17 protein-coding genes are annotated in these 15,319 nt (G+C 70.5%); 5 read left to right on the forward strand and 12 right to left on the reverse strand.

The genetic code is table 11. The annotated features are described in order from the left end of the window. Window positions 1–40: 40 nt before the first annotated feature. The 7 genes from treZ to FS769_RS16770 form a co-directional block, all read right to left on the reverse strand. Window positions 41–1,792 (reverse strand): malto-oligosyltrehalose trehalohydrolase, encoded by a 1,752-nt coding sequence (gene treZ, locus FS769_RS04500; protein ID WP_144829907.1) that lies wholly within the window; start codon window positions 1,790–1,792, stop codon window positions 41–43. A gap of 67 nt (window positions 1,793–1,859) precedes the next feature. Next, complete coding sequence (treY, locus tag FS769_RS04505; protein WP_144831889.1) at window positions 1,860–4,265, reverse strand: malto-oligosyltrehalose synthase; 2,406 nt, start codon at window positions 4,263–4,265, stop codon at window positions 1,860–1,862. A 5-nt stretch (window positions 4,266–4,270) separates the two neighbouring features. Beyond that, entirely contained in the window at window positions 4,271–6,493 is a 2,223-nt protein-coding gene (gene glgX, locus FS769_RS04510; protein WP_230704129.1) for a glycogen debranching protein GlgX, read from the reverse strand. A gap of 81 nt (window positions 6,494–6,574) precedes the next feature. Further along, a complete protein-coding gene (locus FS769_RS04515) occupies window positions 6,575–7,060 on the reverse strand; it encodes a glutaminase (protein ID WP_144829910.1) in 486 nt (161 codons plus the stop codon). Further along, on the reverse strand, window positions 7,057–7,908 hold the full coding sequence (locus tag FS769_RS04520) for a transposase (protein WP_144829912.1): 852 nt from the start codon (window positions 7,906–7,908) through the stop codon (window positions 7,057–7,059). The genes FS769_RS04515 and FS769_RS04520 overlap by 4 nt, the downstream gene beginning before the upstream one ends. Before the next feature lie 45 nt (window positions 7,909–7,953). Next, entirely contained in the window at window positions 7,954–8,631 is a 678-nt protein-coding gene (locus tag FS769_RS04525; protein WP_144829916.1) for a GTP pyrophosphokinase family protein, read from the reverse strand. Between the two features lie 42 nt (window positions 8,632–8,673). Further along, the gene (locus tag FS769_RS16770) at window positions 8,674–8,817 is read right to left on the reverse strand and encodes a hypothetical protein (RefSeq protein ID WP_186325419.1); all 144 of its coding nucleotides are present in this window, start codon (window positions 8,815–8,817) and stop codon (window positions 8,674–8,676) included. 118 nt (window positions 8,818–8,935) lie between these two features. Here FS769_RS16770 and FS769_RS04530 point away from each other — a divergent pair, with 118 nt between their 5' ends. Beyond that, on the forward strand, window positions 8,936–9,262 hold the full coding sequence (locus FS769_RS04530) for a hypothetical protein (RefSeq protein WP_144829919.1): 327 nt from the start codon (window positions 8,936–8,938) through the stop codon (window positions 9,260–9,262). Between the two features lie 6 nt (window positions 9,263–9,268). Here the strand turns inward: FS769_RS04530 and FS769_RS04535 are convergent, their stop codons facing one another. Next, window positions 9,269–9,586: a hypothetical protein gene (locus FS769_RS04535; protein WP_056226105.1), complete on the reverse strand. Its 318-nt coding sequence runs from the start codon at window positions 9,584–9,586 to the stop codon at window positions 9,269–9,271. A gap of 125 nt (window positions 9,587–9,711) precedes the next feature. Between FS769_RS04535 and FS769_RS04540 the strand changes: the two genes are divergently transcribed. After that, a complete protein-coding gene (locus tag FS769_RS04540; RefSeq protein WP_144829922.1) occupies window positions 9,712–10,023 on the forward strand; it encodes a hypothetical protein in 312 nt (103 codons plus the stop codon). A gap of 1 nt (window position 10,024) precedes the next feature. Here FS769_RS04540 and FS769_RS04545 read toward each other — a convergent pair whose 3' ends face one another. Continuing rightward, window positions 10,025–10,279: a hypothetical protein gene (locus FS769_RS04545; RefSeq protein ID WP_144829925.1), complete on the reverse strand. Its 255-nt coding sequence runs from the start codon at window positions 10,277–10,279 to the stop codon at window positions 10,025–10,027. A 90-nt stretch (window positions 10,280–10,369) separates the two neighbouring features. After that, window positions 10,370–10,897 (reverse strand): MarR family winged helix-turn-helix transcriptional regulator, encoded by a 528-nt coding sequence (locus FS769_RS04550; RefSeq protein WP_144829928.1) that lies wholly within the window; start codon window positions 10,895–10,897, stop codon window positions 10,370–10,372. A gap of 138 nt (window positions 10,898–11,035) precedes the next feature. On the opposite strand from FS769_RS04550, the gene FS769_RS04555 reads away from it, so the two are divergent. Continuing rightward, a complete protein-coding gene (locus FS769_RS04555; protein WP_144829931.1) occupies window positions 11,036–11,524 on the forward strand; it encodes a MarR family winged helix-turn-helix transcriptional regulator in 489 nt (162 codons plus the stop codon). Window positions 11,525–11,563: 39 nt separating this feature from the next. Here FS769_RS04555 and FS769_RS04560 read toward each other — a convergent pair whose 3' ends face one another. After that, the gene (locus FS769_RS04560; RefSeq protein WP_144829936.1) at window positions 11,564–11,803 is read right to left on the reverse strand and encodes a DUF3072 domain-containing protein; all 240 of its coding nucleotides are present in this window, start codon (window positions 11,801–11,803) and stop codon (window positions 11,564–11,566) included. A gap of 78 nt (window positions 11,804–11,881) precedes the next feature. Between FS769_RS04560 and FS769_RS04565 the strand changes: the two genes are divergently transcribed. After that, window positions 11,882–12,844: an alpha/beta fold hydrolase gene (locus FS769_RS04565; RefSeq protein WP_144829940.1), complete on the forward strand. Its 963-nt coding sequence runs from the start codon at window positions 11,882–11,884 to the stop codon at window positions 12,842–12,844. A 98-nt stretch (window positions 12,845–12,942) separates the two neighbouring features. Then, entirely contained in the window at window positions 12,943–14,046 is a 1,104-nt protein-coding gene (locus tag FS769_RS04570) for an aromatic acid exporter family protein (RefSeq protein WP_186325420.1), read from the forward strand. A 19-nt stretch (window positions 14,047–14,065) separates the two neighbouring features. On the opposite strand, the gene FS769_RS04575 is transcribed toward FS769_RS04570, so the two are convergent. Then, window positions 14,066–15,319 carry an ADP-dependent glucokinase/phosphofructokinase gene (locus FS769_RS04575; RefSeq protein WP_230704126.1) on the reverse strand — a complete coding sequence of 418 codons (1,254 nt, stop codon included), beginning with the start codon at window positions 15,317–15,319 and terminating at the stop codon, window positions 14,066–14,068.

The following is a 15,319-nucleotide window of genomic DNA, read 5'->3' on the forward strand; positions in this document are numbered from 1 at the left end:
CGGCCCCGCCCCTCGAGGGAACGGGGCCGTCGAACGGGTGTCAGAGAGCCGGTGCGACGATCGCGCTCGCTCCGGCGGGCACCGTCAGCGTGGTGCCGTCGAGCACGACGCCCTCGGCGGTGGCCAGCAGCACACGGGCACCGGATGCCGCGGAGGCCGACGCCTCGGCATCCGACAGGTTCACGACGACGAGAAGGTCGCCGCGACGCAGCTCGTACACGCGCCCGCCCTCGGCCTCGCGGGCCGCGGCCGACAGACCCTCGCGCGAGGGGTCGGTGAGCTCGGGGCGCTCGCGGCGGATCTTCGCGAGCTCGCGGTACAGACCGAGCAGCTGCGCGTGGTCGCCCTCGCCCACCTCGTCCCAGTCGAGCTTCGAGTTCTCGAAGGTCGAGGGGTCCTGCGGGTCGGGCACGGTCGACTCGTCCCAGCCCATCTTCTCGAACTCGGCGATGCGCCCCTCGGCGGTGGCCTTGCCGAGCTCGGGCTCGGGGTGCGAGGTGAAGAACTGCCACGGGGTGGTGGCGCCCCACTCCTCGCCCATGAACAGCATCGGCGTGCCGGGGGCCGTCAGCGTGAGCACGGCGGCCGCGGCGAGGCGGTCGTAGTCGAGCGTCTGCGAGAGGCGATCGCCGGCGGCACGGTTGCCGATCTGGTCGTGGTCCTGCGCGAAGGTCACCAGGCGCCAGTTCGGCACGTCGGCGGGGACGGGCTTGCCGTGCTTCTCCTCGCGGAAGGTCGAGTAGGTGCCGTCGTGGAAGAAGCCGCCCTCGCTCACCTTGCGGAACGCGTCGAGGTCGGCGAAGTCCTCGTAGTACCCGATCGTCTCTCCGGTCAGGGCGACGTGGGCGGTGTGGTGCCAGTCGTCAGACCACTGCGCGGTGAGTCCGTAGCCGCCGGCCTCGCGCGGGAGGATCAGCTTCGGGTCGTTCATGTCACTCTCGGCGATGGTCGTGAGCGGGATGCCGCGGTGCGCCGACAGGGCGTCGGTGCGCTCGGCGATCTGCTGCAGCACGTGCGGGTCGCGGTGGTCGAGCAGCGCGTGCACGGCATCGAGGCGCAAACCGTCGACGTGGTAGTCGCTCATCCACATCAGCGCGTTCTCGACGATGTAGGCGCGCACGGCGTCTTCGTCGAGGTTGACCGAGTCGCCCCAGGTGTTGCGGCTGCCCTCGCGGAGGTACTCGCCGAAGAGGGGCAGGTAGTTGCCCGAGGGTCCGAGGTGGTTGTAGACGACGTCCTGGATCACGGCGAGACCCGCGGCATGGGCGGCGTCGACGAAACGCTGGTAGGCCTCCGGTCCGCCGTAGGCCTCGTGCACGGTGTACCAGAGCACCCCGTCGTAACCCCAGTTCCACGTACCGTTGAAGCCGTTCACCGGGAGCAGCTCGACGTGGGTCACGCCCAGGTCGACGAGGTGGTCGAGGCGACCGATCGCGGCATCCAAGGTCCCCTCGGGGGTGAAGGTGCCGAGGTGCAGCTCGTAGATCAGCCCGCCCGCGAGCTGCTTGCCCGTCCACGCAGCGTCGTTCCACGCGTAGACCGAGGGGTCGAACCACGCCGACGCCTCGTGCACGCCGCCGGGCTGGCGCCGCGACCGCGGGTCGGGACGCAGGTCGTCGCCGTCGCCGAGCACGAAGCCGTACCGCTCGCCGTCAGCGAGGTCGACCGGAGCGGTCCACCACCCGCCGGCATCCGCCGACATCTCCACGTCTTCGACGACGGTGTCGCCACTGTCGTCGAGACGGCGCAGCCGCACTCGCTCGGCCTTGGGGGCCCAGACGTCGATGCTCATGTGGGTTCTTTCCTTCGCGCGTGAGATGGTCGTCGCGCGACGGGGCGCACACCCCGCCGCGCGCAGGTCAGGAGATCAGCAGAGCGACGGGATACTTCGCCAGCAGCTCGCCGAGGCGGGTCGGACCGCCCTGGTACTGCTTGCCGGTGAGCACGTCGATGACCAGCGTGTCGGGCAGCAGCAGCACGGTGTCGCGCCAGCCGCCCGCGGTGCGCAGGCCGTGGGGCAGGCGCGTCGCGACCGCGAACACCCCGCCGCGATCGAACGCGACGACGTGATCGGATGCCACGCCGGCGGCCTCCAGCGGACGGTAGACGTCCAGCGGCACGTCGTTCCGCACCCGCAACGCGCGCGAGGTCACGAGCAGCTTCGCGGCCCCGGTCCCGTCGATGGGCGGGCGCACGGCATCCGTCCCGTCGATCGAGGCGAGCAGCCGCCGACGCTCCGCGAAGTCCACGGCCCGACGGTTGTCGGGGTCGACCAGCGACTGCTCCCACAGCTCCGAGCCCTGGTACACGTCGGGGACGCCCGGGCCCATGATCTGCAGCAGCTTGGCCGAGAGTCCGTTCGACCAGCCGTCGGCCGAGATCTCGTCGACGAACGCGCGCACGCGCTCGGCCGCGGGACCGGTGGCCGCATCGACCAGCGCGTGCATGCGCTCTTCGAAGGCCTCGTCCTGCTCCCACCAGCCGGTGACCTCCGACGCCTCGCGCGCGGCCTTCTCGGCGTAGGCGTGCAGGCGTTCGCGGTAGTCCTTCAGACCTCCGGGAGTGGATGCCGAGGCCGGCCACGCCCCGACGATGGCCTGCCACAGCAGCGCGTCGAAGGGACCGTGCCCGGTCGAGGCGATGCCGCGGAACTCCTCGAGTCGCGCGGCCCACCGCTCGGGCATCTCGGCGAGCACGGCGATGCGCGCACGCGTGTCTTCGCCGCGCTTGGTGTCGTGCGTCGAGAGCGTCGTCATCGCGGTCGGCCACGACGCGTGGCGCAGCGCCTGCGCGGTGTGGAAGCCGTGCACGTCGAGCGCGAACTGGCCCGGGTCGCCGCCCACCTCGGTGAGCGAGCCCAGCCGCGTGTAGCGGTAGAACGCCGTGTCTTCGACGCCCTTCGCCATCACGGGTCCGGTCGTCTGCTGGAAGCGCCACGCGATCTCGAGGTCGGTGTCGGCGAGGGCCGGCACGAGCTTCTCGATCACGTCGTCGAGCTCGGGGCGGCGGATCTCGGCCTCGCCCGCGGCGGCGTCGAGGTGCGCGCGCCCCGCCGGGAGGTACGAGCGGTAGACGGGGAAGCACGCGAGGATCTCGGCGAGGGCGTCCTGCAGCACCTCGGCCTCGAACTCCTCGCGCAGCTCGGCGGGAAGGCCACGGACGATGCGGCGGATCTCCGACACCTGGATGGAGTCGGCGATCTTGCGCTTGGTGTCGTGGATGAGGTCGTGCCAGCCGGTCAGGGCGGGCAGGTCGCTCTCGGTGCGCAGGCGCGCATCCAGGGCGTCGAGGGGCACCTCACCCGCGGGATCCGTGAGCACGCGGTCGATCTCGGCGAGCGCGTCGTATCCGGTCGTGCCGGCGGTCTTCCACCACGAGGGCAGGGCTTCACCGTGCTCGAGGATCTTCTCGCCGAGTACATAACCGACCTCGTCGTCGCTCGCCTCTCGCAGGGCGGCCGAGAGGCGGTCGAGGTACCCACCCGGGTCGACGAGACCGTCGGGGTGGTCCACCCGCAGGCCGTCGGCGAGACCCTCGCGCACCCAGCGCAGGATCTCGGCGTGGGTCGCCTCGAACACCTCCGGCAGCTCGACGCGCACACCCGCGAGGGTCGTCACGGCGAAGAAGCGGCGGTAGTTGAGGTCGGCCGCTTCGTCCTGCCAGAAGCGCAGCTCGAAGTTCTGCGCGTCGAGCAGAGCCTCGATCGCGTCGCGCGAGCCCGAGGCCGCGGCATCCGTCCCCGTTCCCGGAGCCACCGGGAAGGCGTGGTCGTAGTAGCGGATCAGCCCGTCGGGGGCGTCGTCGGCCGGCGTCGGGTCGTACGAGATCTCATCGATGACCTCGGCGAGATCGGCGCCCAGGATCGGCACGCGCACCTTGCCCGCGCCGAACTCCCAGTCGATGTCGAAGGCGGGGGCATGGGCCGAGGCCCGTCCCTGGCGCAGCACGTCCCACCACCACGAATTGCTCCGCGGCTCCGAGACGCCCATGTGGTTGGGCACGATGTCGATCAGGATGCCGAGGTCCTTCGCGCGCGCCGCCTGCACGAAGCGCGAGAGTCCCTCGGCGCCGCCGCGGGCGGGGTCGACGCGCGTGACGTCGACGACGTCGTAGCCGTGGTCCGACCCGGGCGTGGCCTCGAGAATCGGCGAGAGGTACGCCCACGAGACCCCGAGGTCACGGAGGTAATCCGTGACCTCGGCGGCGTCGTCGAGGGTGAACGATTCGCGGATCTGCAGGCGATACGTCGAAAGCGGATGCCGCATCTCGGTCACAGCTCCGGCTTGGGCGCCTGCCCGGGCAGGTCGTCAGTGCCGAGCGTCTGGATCTGCGCCGTGAGCGAGGCCGCGACCGAGTGGTCGACCTCGGGCTCGGGCAGGTGGTGCTCGCGGAGCACCATCAGCGACTTCGGCTCCAGCGGCAGCGTCTCGCCGGGGTTGAGCGGCTCGGTGTTGGCGCGCTCGCCCGCGGTGTCGACGTACGCGTCCCACTTGGGGGCGTACTCGAAGTCGGGCAGCTGGAAGTCGACCTTGTCGTCGCCCGCGTTGAACAGCACGAGGAAGTGGTCGTCGCTGATCGACTCGCCGCGACGGTCGCGCTCGCGAATGCCCTGGCCGTTGAGGAAGACCCCCACCGCCAGGCCGAAGCCGTTGTCCCAGTCCTCGGGCTGCATGAGCGAGCCGTCGGGTCGCAGCCACACCACGTCGGGCACCGGAGCGCCCTCCTCCATCTTCACGGGGCGACCGTCGAAGAACCGGCTGCGGCGGAAGGTCGGGTGCTGCTTGCGCAGTCGCGCGAGCGCGGCGGTGAACTCGATCAGCGGGGTGTCGATGTTCGACCAGTCCACCCAGGTGATCTCGTTGTCCTGCGCGTAGCCGTTGTTGTTGCCGCCCTGCGTGCGACCGAGTTCGTCGCCGTGCAGCAGCATCGGAACACCCTGGCTGAGCAGCAGCGTCGCGATGAAGTTGCGCTGCTGCTGCGCACGGCGCTTGAGCACCTCGGGGTCGTCGGTGGGACCTTCGATGCCCATGTTGCTCGAGCGGTTGTGCGATTCGCCGTCGTTGTTGTCTTCGCCGTTGGCCTCGTTGTGCTTCTCGTTGTACGACACGAGGTCGCGCAGGGTGAAGCCGTCGTGCGCGGTGACGAAGTTGATGGATGCCACGGGGAAGCGGCCCGAGTGCTCGTACAGGTCGGCCGACCCGGTGAGGCGCGAGGCGAACTCGCCGAGGGCCTGCGGCTCACCGCGCCAGAAGTCGCGGACGGTGTCGCGGTACTTGCCGTTCCACTCGGTCCACTGGGGCGGGAAGTTGCCGACCTGGTAGCCGCCGGGGCCCACGTCCCACGGCTCGGCGATGAGCTTGACCTGCGAGACGATCGGGTCCTGCTGCACGAGTTCGAAGAAGGCCGCGAGGCGATCGACCTCGTAGAACTCGCGGGCGAGGGTCGAGGCGAGGTCGAAGCGGAAGCCGTCGACGTGCATCTCGAGCACCCAGTAGCGCAGCGAGTCCATGATCAGCTGCAGCGTGTGGGGGTTGCCCACGTTCAGGCTGTTGCCGGTGCCGGTGTAGTCCGTGTAGTAGCGCTTGTCGTCGTCTTCGAGGCGGTAGTACGCCTCGTTGTCGATGCCGCGCATCGACAACGTCGGGCCCATGTGGTTGCCCTCGGCGGTGTGGTTGTAGACCACGTCGAGGATGACCTCGATGCCGGCGGCGTGCAGGGCCTTGACCATGGCCTTGAACTCCTGCACCTGCTGACCGTGGTCACCGGTGGAGGAGTAGGTGTTCTGCGGGGCGAGGAACGCGATGGTGTTGTAGCCCCAGTAGTTCGACAGCCCCTTCTCCTCGAGAGTGGAGTCGTTGACGAACTGGTGCACCGGCATGAGCTCGATCGCCGTGATGCCGAGCTTCTTGAGGTGCTCGATGACGACCGGGTGGGCGATGCCGGCGTAGGTACCGCGCAGCTCCTCGGGCACGTCGGGGTGCAGCTGGGTGAGGCCGCGTACGTGCGCCTCGTAGATGAACGACTCGGCGTAGGGGATCTTCGGCTGACGGTCGCCCGACCAGTCGAAGAACGGGTTGATGACGACGCCCTTCATCATGTGGGCGGCGGAGTCCTCGTCGTTGAACGAGTCGGGATCGCCGAACTCGTAGCTGAAGACGGGCTGACCCCAGTCGATCTGGCCCTCGACGGCCTTCGCGTAGGGGTCGAGCAGCAGCTTCGCGGGGTTGAAGCGCTTGCCGTTCGCGGGGTCGTACTCCCCGTGCACGCGGTAGCCGTAGCGCTGCCCGGGCAGGATGTTGGGGAGGTAAGCGTGCCAGACGAACGCGTCGACGTCGATCAGCTCGACGCACGTCTCCGTTCCGTCTTCATCGAAGAGGCAGAGCTCTACCTTTTCCGCTCCTTCACTGAACAGGGCGAAGTTCGTCCCATTACCGTCGTAAGTGGCCCCGAGGGGATAACTGGATCCTGGCCATACCTGCTGCACGTCGCTCACGATAGACCAGCGTCGTTTCCGCGAACCTGCGTGGTCACGGCAGTTGACACCCACCCCACCCCCGGCTATGCGCGCGGGTCTCTATGCCCTCTCGGGCGGATGCCGCAGTAGCTCGATGCGCTCGTCGAGGTAGCGCTCCAGGGGCATGTACCCGCCCGCGGCGCTCCAGCGCACGAGCACCTCCCCGCCCCGGAGCGCGAGCGGTGCGCTGCGCTCCCCGAGCGCCGACAGGTCCACCGGCGCCCATTGGATGTGGATCGTCTCGCCCTCGGGCACGCCTCCTCGAGCGGCCGCGGCCGAGAGCTCCGCGCGACGCCGCTGCGATTCCGCGGCGAATCCGCGGCGCACCTCGGCGCGCGAGCGCACGATGTCGCCGGTGCTCAGCACCGCGTCGTCGGTGAGCAGCAGTGCTCCGAGATGCCACGCCGTCCCCCGCGGGGCGATGCGCGCGGCCCGCGGGATGCCGAGCAGGCGGCGCCCTTCCTGCAGTTCCCCTAGGCGCTCGCGCGGGGCGTCGGCCAGCCGCGTCCGCGCGGCGGCGAGGATCCCCTCCACGGCGGTGTTCACCCGCGCTCTCCTTCCTTGCGCGCAGCGCGCGCCTTCTCGAGCGTGCGGAGGCTCGACGCCACCGCCGCAGCGGCATCCGCCCTCTCCTTCTCGCGCTCGTCGAGCTCGGCGTCGGCGGCGTCGGCCTCCGCCTCGGCGCGCTCGAGATCGGCGCGGAGCCCGTCGACGCGCTCGCGCAACCGCTCCGCTCGTTCCTGCGCCGAGACCCGTCGGCGCTCCGCCGCGGTCTGCTCGCGCTCGGCGGCGGCGTGCGCGCGCTCCGCTTCGCGTTCCGCACGCTCGGCGGCCTTGCGCTCCCGGCGTGCGGCGAGGTCGTCGCGCGGCTGCGGCGCCGGAACCGCCTCGGGAACCGACCCCGCGACGGCCGTCGCCAGCTCTCCCCCGCCGAGATCGGCGAGGTCGATCGGGGCGACGAGGCGCCCGGTGAGCACGGCCGCCGCCACCGACTCGTCGACCACCGCGGCGTTGATCGTCTTCTGCACGGCATCCGCCACCGTCGCGCTGAGGGGTGTTCCGGCCTCGGCCGCGAGCTCTCCGGCCCGCCGCGCGAGCGCGGCCACCAGCTGCCGGCGTTGACGCCCCAGCCGAGACAGTTCAGCGGCGTCGAGGTCATCCTGCGCCTCGTGCAGGGCCCGCGACAGCTCGACGGCCTCGCCGAGCTGCCCGTCGCGCACGAGCAGGTTCACGGCCCACGCGGCCACCGTGGGCTTGCGCAGCTTCGCGATGCGTCGGCCCACCGCCCCCGACTCCGCAGCGGCACGTTCGTTGCGCGCCGCGGTGAAGCGCGCCGGCGGCAGCGCGAGCAGCTCTGCGGCGACCTCGTCGAGGCGGGCGGCGTCGTCGCTCATCCCTCCATTGTGACCACCGCGGCCCGCCCGGGCCACTCGATGCCCTCAGAGGGAGACGACTCCCGGCCGCGGCCCCCGGATCTCGCGGTGCAGGCGCTCCATGCGGTGATCGAGTTCTGCCGCGATGTCGGCGGCGTCCTTCAGCTCGTCGAGGAGGTCGGAGGGGACGAGCCGGTCGTACTTGTAGTAGATCTTGTGCTCGAGGCTCGCCCAGAAGTCCATCGCGATCGTGCGGAACTGCACCTCGACGGGCACGTCCACCCTGCCGGTCGACAGGAACACGGGCACCTCGACGATCACGTGCAGACTCTTGTAGCCGTTCGCCTTCGGCTGGGCGATGTAGTCCTTCACGTCGCGGACGGTGATGTCGTCCTGCTGGGTGAGCAGGTCGGAGAGCCGGTAGGCGTCGTCGATGAAGCTGCACGTGACCCGGATGCCGGCGATGTCGGTGATCGTCGACCTGATCGACGCGAAGTCGGTGTCGATGCCCTTGCGGCGCACCTTGTCGACGAGACTGTCGGGCGACTTCACCCGGCTCGAGACGTGCTCGATCGGGTTGTAGGCGTGCATCTCCTGGAACTCTTCGCGCAGGATCGAGATCTTCGTCTCGACCTCGGCGAGCCCGAAGCGGTACTCCATGAGGAACCGCTGGAACTCGTCGCGCATCGCGCGCAGCGCGGCCCCCGAAACGGTGATCTGCTGATCGTCCAGCGGGTCAGACATGATCCGACCGTAACCAGCAGCGCTACGAGGTCGCTGGGAGCCTCACGCTCGCGGCGGCGCGGGAGCACGCGGAACGAGCTCGCCGTCGACGACGTCGATCGCGGTCAGACCGTCGAAGACGTCGGGAAGATCGTCGTCGTGGCCATCCGCAGGTTCAGGGTGCCAGGGATTCGGGGGAGATGTCACGGCGCCCTCCTTCCGTGCATTCCCCTCACGATGACACGCCCGGGGTGCACGACCCCCGCCCTTGACACTCGCCGACGCCCCGCGTACCCCCCGGGTGTCCTGGCGTATCGTGGGCCGCATGGGGACCATTCACTACGGCGGCAGCGGCACGATCGTGCACATCGAAGACCGCGCCCTCGCGCACCTCAAGGTCGTGATCTCCACCAAGCTGCGTCGCGGTGAGAGCTTCACGCTGTCGTGGCGTCACCGCGACGACGAGGAACGCGGCCGCAGCACGCTGTGGCTGCACCCGGCGATCCCGCTGCGCTTCGTCTTCGACGACGCCGAGCCGACGATGCTCAGCCGCGAGTGGATCGAGCGCCTGGCCGATTCGGCCAACTCCTCGGGCGGCATCATGCTCGTGCCCGAAGACATCACCCCGGCCGAAGAAGCCGAGAAGCACTGAGGCGGATCAGCCCTCTTCGACGAGGGCGTCTTCGCTCGGTTCGGGAGTGATCGCCAGCCCATTGGGGCCGGATGCCGCGAGCATGAGGTCTTCGACCCACACGCGGTTGATGCGCGGCTGGCGGCTGCCGTAGAAGTGGAACTGGATGGGCACCGAGGGGTGCATCCAGAAGCTGCGACGCCCGCTGCCGTCTCCGACCTCGACGTCGAACATGAACGACTCCGACCGGCGCAGCTTGTTCATCACGACGATGCGCAGGTGCGCGAGCGTGCGGTCATCGATGTCGACCGCATTGGCGACGGTGTCGTAGATGAATCTGCCCATGCGCACGAGCCTATCCGAGGAACGCAGATGGGACCGCTTCCGCGGAACGACCCGTCATTGCCACGTCACCGGACGCGAATCAACCCCCGCGATCGGCCCTCGAGGTCGCGACTACCGTTGCGGGTGTGGGAACGCTCTACTACGGCGACGTCGCGACGCCGATCGAGATCGAAGACCGCGCCCTCGCGCACGTCAAGGTCGTCATCGCCACCAAGCTCCGCCGCGGCGAGAGCTTCACCCTGTCGTGGACGCACGGGCCCGACCAGGAGGTCGGCCGCAGCACCGTGTGGCTGCATCCGTCGATCCCGCTGCGGTTCGTGTTCGACGAGCCCGAGCCTGCTCTCCTGAGCCGTTCGTGGATCGAAGCCCTCGCCACCTCGGCCAACTCCTCGGGCGGTCTTCTGATCGTGCCCGAGCCCGAGCACCCCGGGTCGTGACTCAGACGAGCGGCGGACCGAGGATCTCCCGGGCCCCGTCTTCGACGGCGGTCGGCACCACGAGCGGACGCCCGGCCGAGAAGGCCTCCCACTCGCGCAGCACGATCGCCTCGATACGGCCGGGATCTTCGTCGGGGTAGTCCGCGCGCAGGCGACCGAGGACCTCGCGGAACGGAGCGACCAGCACGCCGTCGACCTCGCGGACGACGTCGCTCGAGCGCGCAGAGATCACCGCATCGCGTGAATCGTCGTCCATGTCCCCCATGGTTTCACGCGCTGTCACGCCCGCCTAATGCTGCGGGGGAAAGAAGGCCGCCTAGCTACTCGCCTCGTTCGCGATCGGGGTTCAGGGGGCGACGTCGACCTCGACCGGGTGCGGGTCGACCTGGTCCACGGCATCCTGCAGGCGCCCGAGGCACGCGATGACCGCGGCACTGTCTTCGGGCGACATGTCGACGACGGCCGACATCATGCGGGCGTGCATGTCGCCCAGCGTGGCCCGCACCTCGTCGTCGCTCTCGGCCGTGGCCACGATGAAGATGCTGCGGCGGTCGGTGGGATGCGGCACGCGCGTGACGTGTCCGGTCTTCTCGAGTCGGTCGACGATCGCGGTGGTGGACGCCGTGGAGACGCCCAGGTAACGGGTGAGCTCGCTCGGCGAGACCTGTCGGTTCTGGCCGGCGGCCCTCAGCAGGTAGCGCAGCACGAGCAGCTCGTTCTCGCCCATCGACATCGATTCGCGCGTGCGACGACGCATCGCCACCTCGGCGGCGCGGTACACGCGGAAGGCCTGGAGCACGTCGACCGCGCGACGGCGGCGATCCTCTTCACTCGCGCCGTACCAATAGCGCGACGCTTCCGACCCGTTTTCCACCTGGGCATCCTATGTCAGAGCCGCTCGTCCAGCCCCCTGCCCCTGCGGTTGATCGACAGGTAGCATGGCGGAATACAACAGTCGCCTACTTGATCGGGTTCGAAACCACTAGATCACCGAGACACCTGAGGAGGAGAGATGCGACACACGGCCTCCGCCGACGACGTGGTCAGAGCGCTCAACGACCTCACCGACTCGGGCATCGCTTCGGAGCGAGCGGCGCTGAACTCCCTGGGCATCGGCCCCAACGACGCGAAGGTGCTGCGCTTCCTGCTGCAGCGTTCCCCCGACGACGAACCCGTCACCCCTCGTCTGCTCGCCTCGATGCTCGGCATCTCGTCGGCGGCGACCACGGCGCTCATCGACCGCCTCGCCGACGCCGGCTGGGTCGCGCGCGAGCCGTACCCCGGCGACCGCCGGTCGATCGTCGTCCGCGAGACCATCGACCCCTCATCCCCCGCCCGCCGTGTGCTGTCGGTGCGTCGTTCCTCCGCCGTGGCCGCGGCGGCGCGCCTCGGCCCCGCCGAACGCCGCGTGGTCGCCGACTTCCTCGACGACATCGCGCGCGGAGAGCAGCAGGACATCGACGACATCTCCGCAGACGAAGAAGCGTCCCGCACGACCTGATCCGGTCGCGGGGACGCCTCGTCGTTCAGGGGGTGAGGGTCACTCGGTGGAGCGGCCGGTTTCGCCCTGCAGACGCTCGATCTGCTCGGATGCCTCGGCCTTGGTGAGGTCGGCGGAGATCTCCTCTCCGGCCTGACGGGCGAGGGTGTCGAGGTAGCTGGCCTGCGGCGCGGTCATCGGCTCGTCACCGGTGACCCAGTCCGACGGGTCCTTCTCTGCGGGGTTGTCGCCCTCTCGCTGTGCGCCGAGGGTCTCGTGTTCACGGGAAGTATCGCTCATGCAGGAAGGCTAGGCCGCACCTGCGACGTCGGGTCCGGGATTGACAGCGGATGCCGTGGCGTACGGCATCCTGGATCGATGGCCGACTCCTCCTCCATCGACGTGCAGGTCGAGACGCACCGGCGGGGCGCGGTCCGCACGCGCGTCACGCGCATGTCGACCGGAGCGCGGGCGGACCGCGCCTTCGTCCTCATCGCCGGCATCGGCGTCGCCGCGACCTATTTCGAGTTCCTCGCTCCGCTGCTCGCCGAACGCGGAGAGGTGTTCGCGCTCGATCTGCCCGGTTTCGGTGGGGTCCCGGCATCCGGAGAACAGCCCACCGCCGCGTTCTTCGCCGACCAGGTCGAGAGCGTGCTCGACCACTACGACCTCGTCGACCCCGTTCTGCTCGGCCATTCGATGGGGACGCAGGTGGTCACCGAGGTGCTCGCCCGGCGCCCCGACCTCTCGCACGCCGTCCTCGTGAGTCCGGTCGTCGACGAGGCGGAGGCCAACGCCCTCGTCCAGGCCGTGCGCTTCGTGCAGTCGACCGTGCGAGAGTCGCTGCACATCGCCCTCCTGGCCGTCTCGGCCTACCTGCTGTGCGGAGTGCTGTACTTCTTCGAGGCGCTCCCCCACATGCTCCGCTACCGCATCTCGGACCGCGTCAGCGCGGGGCACGCGCGCCTGCTCCTGCTGCGCGGCGAGTTCGATCGCCCGTCGCCGCGGCGGTTGCACTCCCGTCTCGTCGCGCGCGCCCGCAGCGCCCGCCGATGGGAGATCGAGGGCGCCGCGCACTGCGTCGTCAACAGCCACGCGGTCGGCGTCGCGCGGCTGGTCTTCCGGCACATCGACGACGATCTGGGACCGAAGGGGCGGATGCCGGCGGCCGAAGCCGCAGTGCCGCCCGCGACGCACGCCGACATCAGCATGGTGCTCGGAGCGGTGGCCAGTCGCCTCGCCGAATGGATCAGCGCCGCCCGCAAGGACGAGAACGGCGTGGAGCGCGCCAAGGCCCGTCACGCCCGGGTGCTCTGGAGGGCCTACCGCCCGAAGGGGTGAGGGCTACCCGCCCCGTCGCGCGGCGGCAACCCCCGCGACGAGATCGGCGCGAGCACGCAGCATGGGGTGGTGTCGCCTCGCCCCCGCACGCTGTGCCTGTGAACGTTCCCCCCGCCCTCGACCCCCGACGGTGGTGGGCCGACGCGGTGACCGCCGACCGCCTGCTGCTCGCCGCCAAGACGGCCGTCGCCGCCGCTCTCGCCTGGTATCTCGCGCCGTACGTGCCGTGGGCGCAGAGCGAGTACTCGTACTACGCGCCGCTCGGGGTGCTCGTCAGCATGTATCCGACGGTCGCGCGATCGGCCTCCAGCGGCGTGCAGGCCGTGGTCGGGCTGGGGATCGGCATCGGCCTGGGGCTCGCCAGCCTCGCCGTCGTGGGACTCGGCGTCCCGCGCATCGCCGCCGTGGCCGCCGTCATCCTGATCGGCGTGCTCCTCGCCGGGGTCCGCGCCCTCGGCGTGGGCCGCGACTGGGTGGCCATCGCCGGGCTCTTCGTGCTGCTGCTGGGCGGCGCCGACCCCGACGGCTACTCCGTGTCGTACCTCGTCACCATGGCGTTCGGCGTCGTTGTCGGCGTGATCGTGAACCTCGTCGTCGTCCCGCCCCTGCGCGTGAAGCGCGCCGACGACCGCCTCGCCGAACTGCGCGACGCGCTCGCCGCGTCGCTGCGGAGCATCGCCGATTCGCTCGCCGGCCACTCGTTCGACCCCGACGCCGCCGACGAGGCCGAGGCTCGCCTGCGCGGCACCCTCGCCGACGTGCGCGAAGAGGTCGAACTGGCCGACGAGAGCCGCCGCTACAACCCGCGCGGTCGCCGGCTGCAGGCGCCGCGGGACCTCGGTCGGCGGCGCCTCGACGCCCTGACGGGCACGGCCGACGCCACGCGGGAACTCTCCGCCGCCCTCGCCGGCCTCACCAGCGGTCCCTCCGTCGACGCCAAGCTCCCCGCCGACGCGCGCCGGGTCCTCTCCGAAGCGATCACGACGGTGGCGCACCTGGTCGAGACACCGCCCGATCCGGTCGGTACGGCCGACCAGCTGCACGCTGCCGAGGAGGCGTTGACGACCTTCACCGACCGTCTTCGCGCACTCGAGGCGCACGACGAACCCCTCGACGCCTGGGCCGCGGCCGTGAGCCTTCGCCGCGTGATCGCGGCGTGCGGGCCGTTCTCCGATCCGGATGCCGACACCGGGGCGCACTGACCCCGCCCGCCGCCGTGGGTCAGAGCCGGCCGCACGCCGCGTCGAGGGCCCGATCGAGGGCGACGGCGGTGGCGCGTCGGGCCGCAGCGGGCACCGCGGCGAGGAAGCCCCCGACGAAGGTGTCGCCCAGGCCGATCGTGGTGGGTTGGGCTGTGTCGACGACGAAGGCCGCCACTCCCGTCGCGCCGAGCTCGCGCTCCGTGGCGGCGACGACCGTCTCGCCGCCGGGGTGTCGGCCCAGGCGCGCGGTGTCGTCGAGGTCGGCCGCCGTGCAGGCGTCACCGAGCCGGAAGCGCGTGGCCGCCGTGCGCACCGCGCTCTCGAGGCCCGCGCGGTGCGCGGCCGCTGCGGGGCCGACCGCGATCGCCCAGTACCGGGTGTGCACGACCAGGGCCCGTGCGGGGATCAGCGCGTGCGCGTCGGCGAGGGCGGCGCAGACATCGGCCGGCGAGAGCAGGTCGACCGGGCGGGCGAGGTACTCCTGCAGCTCGTCCTCGTTCATCCCGTAGACGTCGATGCGCTCCAGGAGGCGCTCGCGCACGAGGGCCGACAGCTCGCGGCGGTAGAACCCCGCGTCCTCGTAGTAGACGAGGGCCTCGGGCGGGAGGCGCCGCATCGCCGCGACGAGATCGTCGAGCCGCGACGCGAGCAGAGCGGCATCCTGCATCGTGTTGAAGCCCGACACCAGGAATGCCGCCGCGTCGGCGAGGGCGTCACCGAGGCCGGCCGCGATCGCCATCTCGCGGTTCGGGGCGTCGTTCGCGAAGATGATGCGGTTCGACGTCCGCGCCGTCACCGCCCCGTCGACCAGACGCACCGTCGTCGCTTCGGGGTACTGCACGATGAGGTGCGGGTCGAGGGTGTCGTGCGTGGCCGACGAGACGATGCTCATCGACGCGGGCAGCAGACGCCGCACGTTGTCGTCGATGCTCACGAGATGCTGCACCGTGGGCACGCCGATGCGGTCGAGGGCGATCCCCGCGCGCACCCCCGTCCCGCCGAGGGTGATGGTCTTGTCGAAGTGCGCGGCGAAGGTCTCCACGATCTCCGACGACAGCACGAAGCGCTCGCCTCCCCCGCCGGTGGCGAGGAAGGCGAGCACGGTGACGACGAGCGCCCGCTCGTCGATGATCGGCGTCGTGGTGGTCAACTCGTCGACACGGATGCCGTAGCTCTCGGCGAGGGCTGAGAGCACATCGGCATCCCACCGGATCTCGTAGTCGACGGTGCCGCCGAGTCCGAGCACGAGGTCTTCCGCCATGACGTCGATCAC

The sequence above is a fragment of the Microbacterium sp. BH-3-3-3 genome, assembly GCF_007679045.1.
GTDB lineage: Bacteria > Actinomycetota > Actinomycetes > Actinomycetales > Microbacteriaceae > Microbacterium > Microbacterium algihabitans.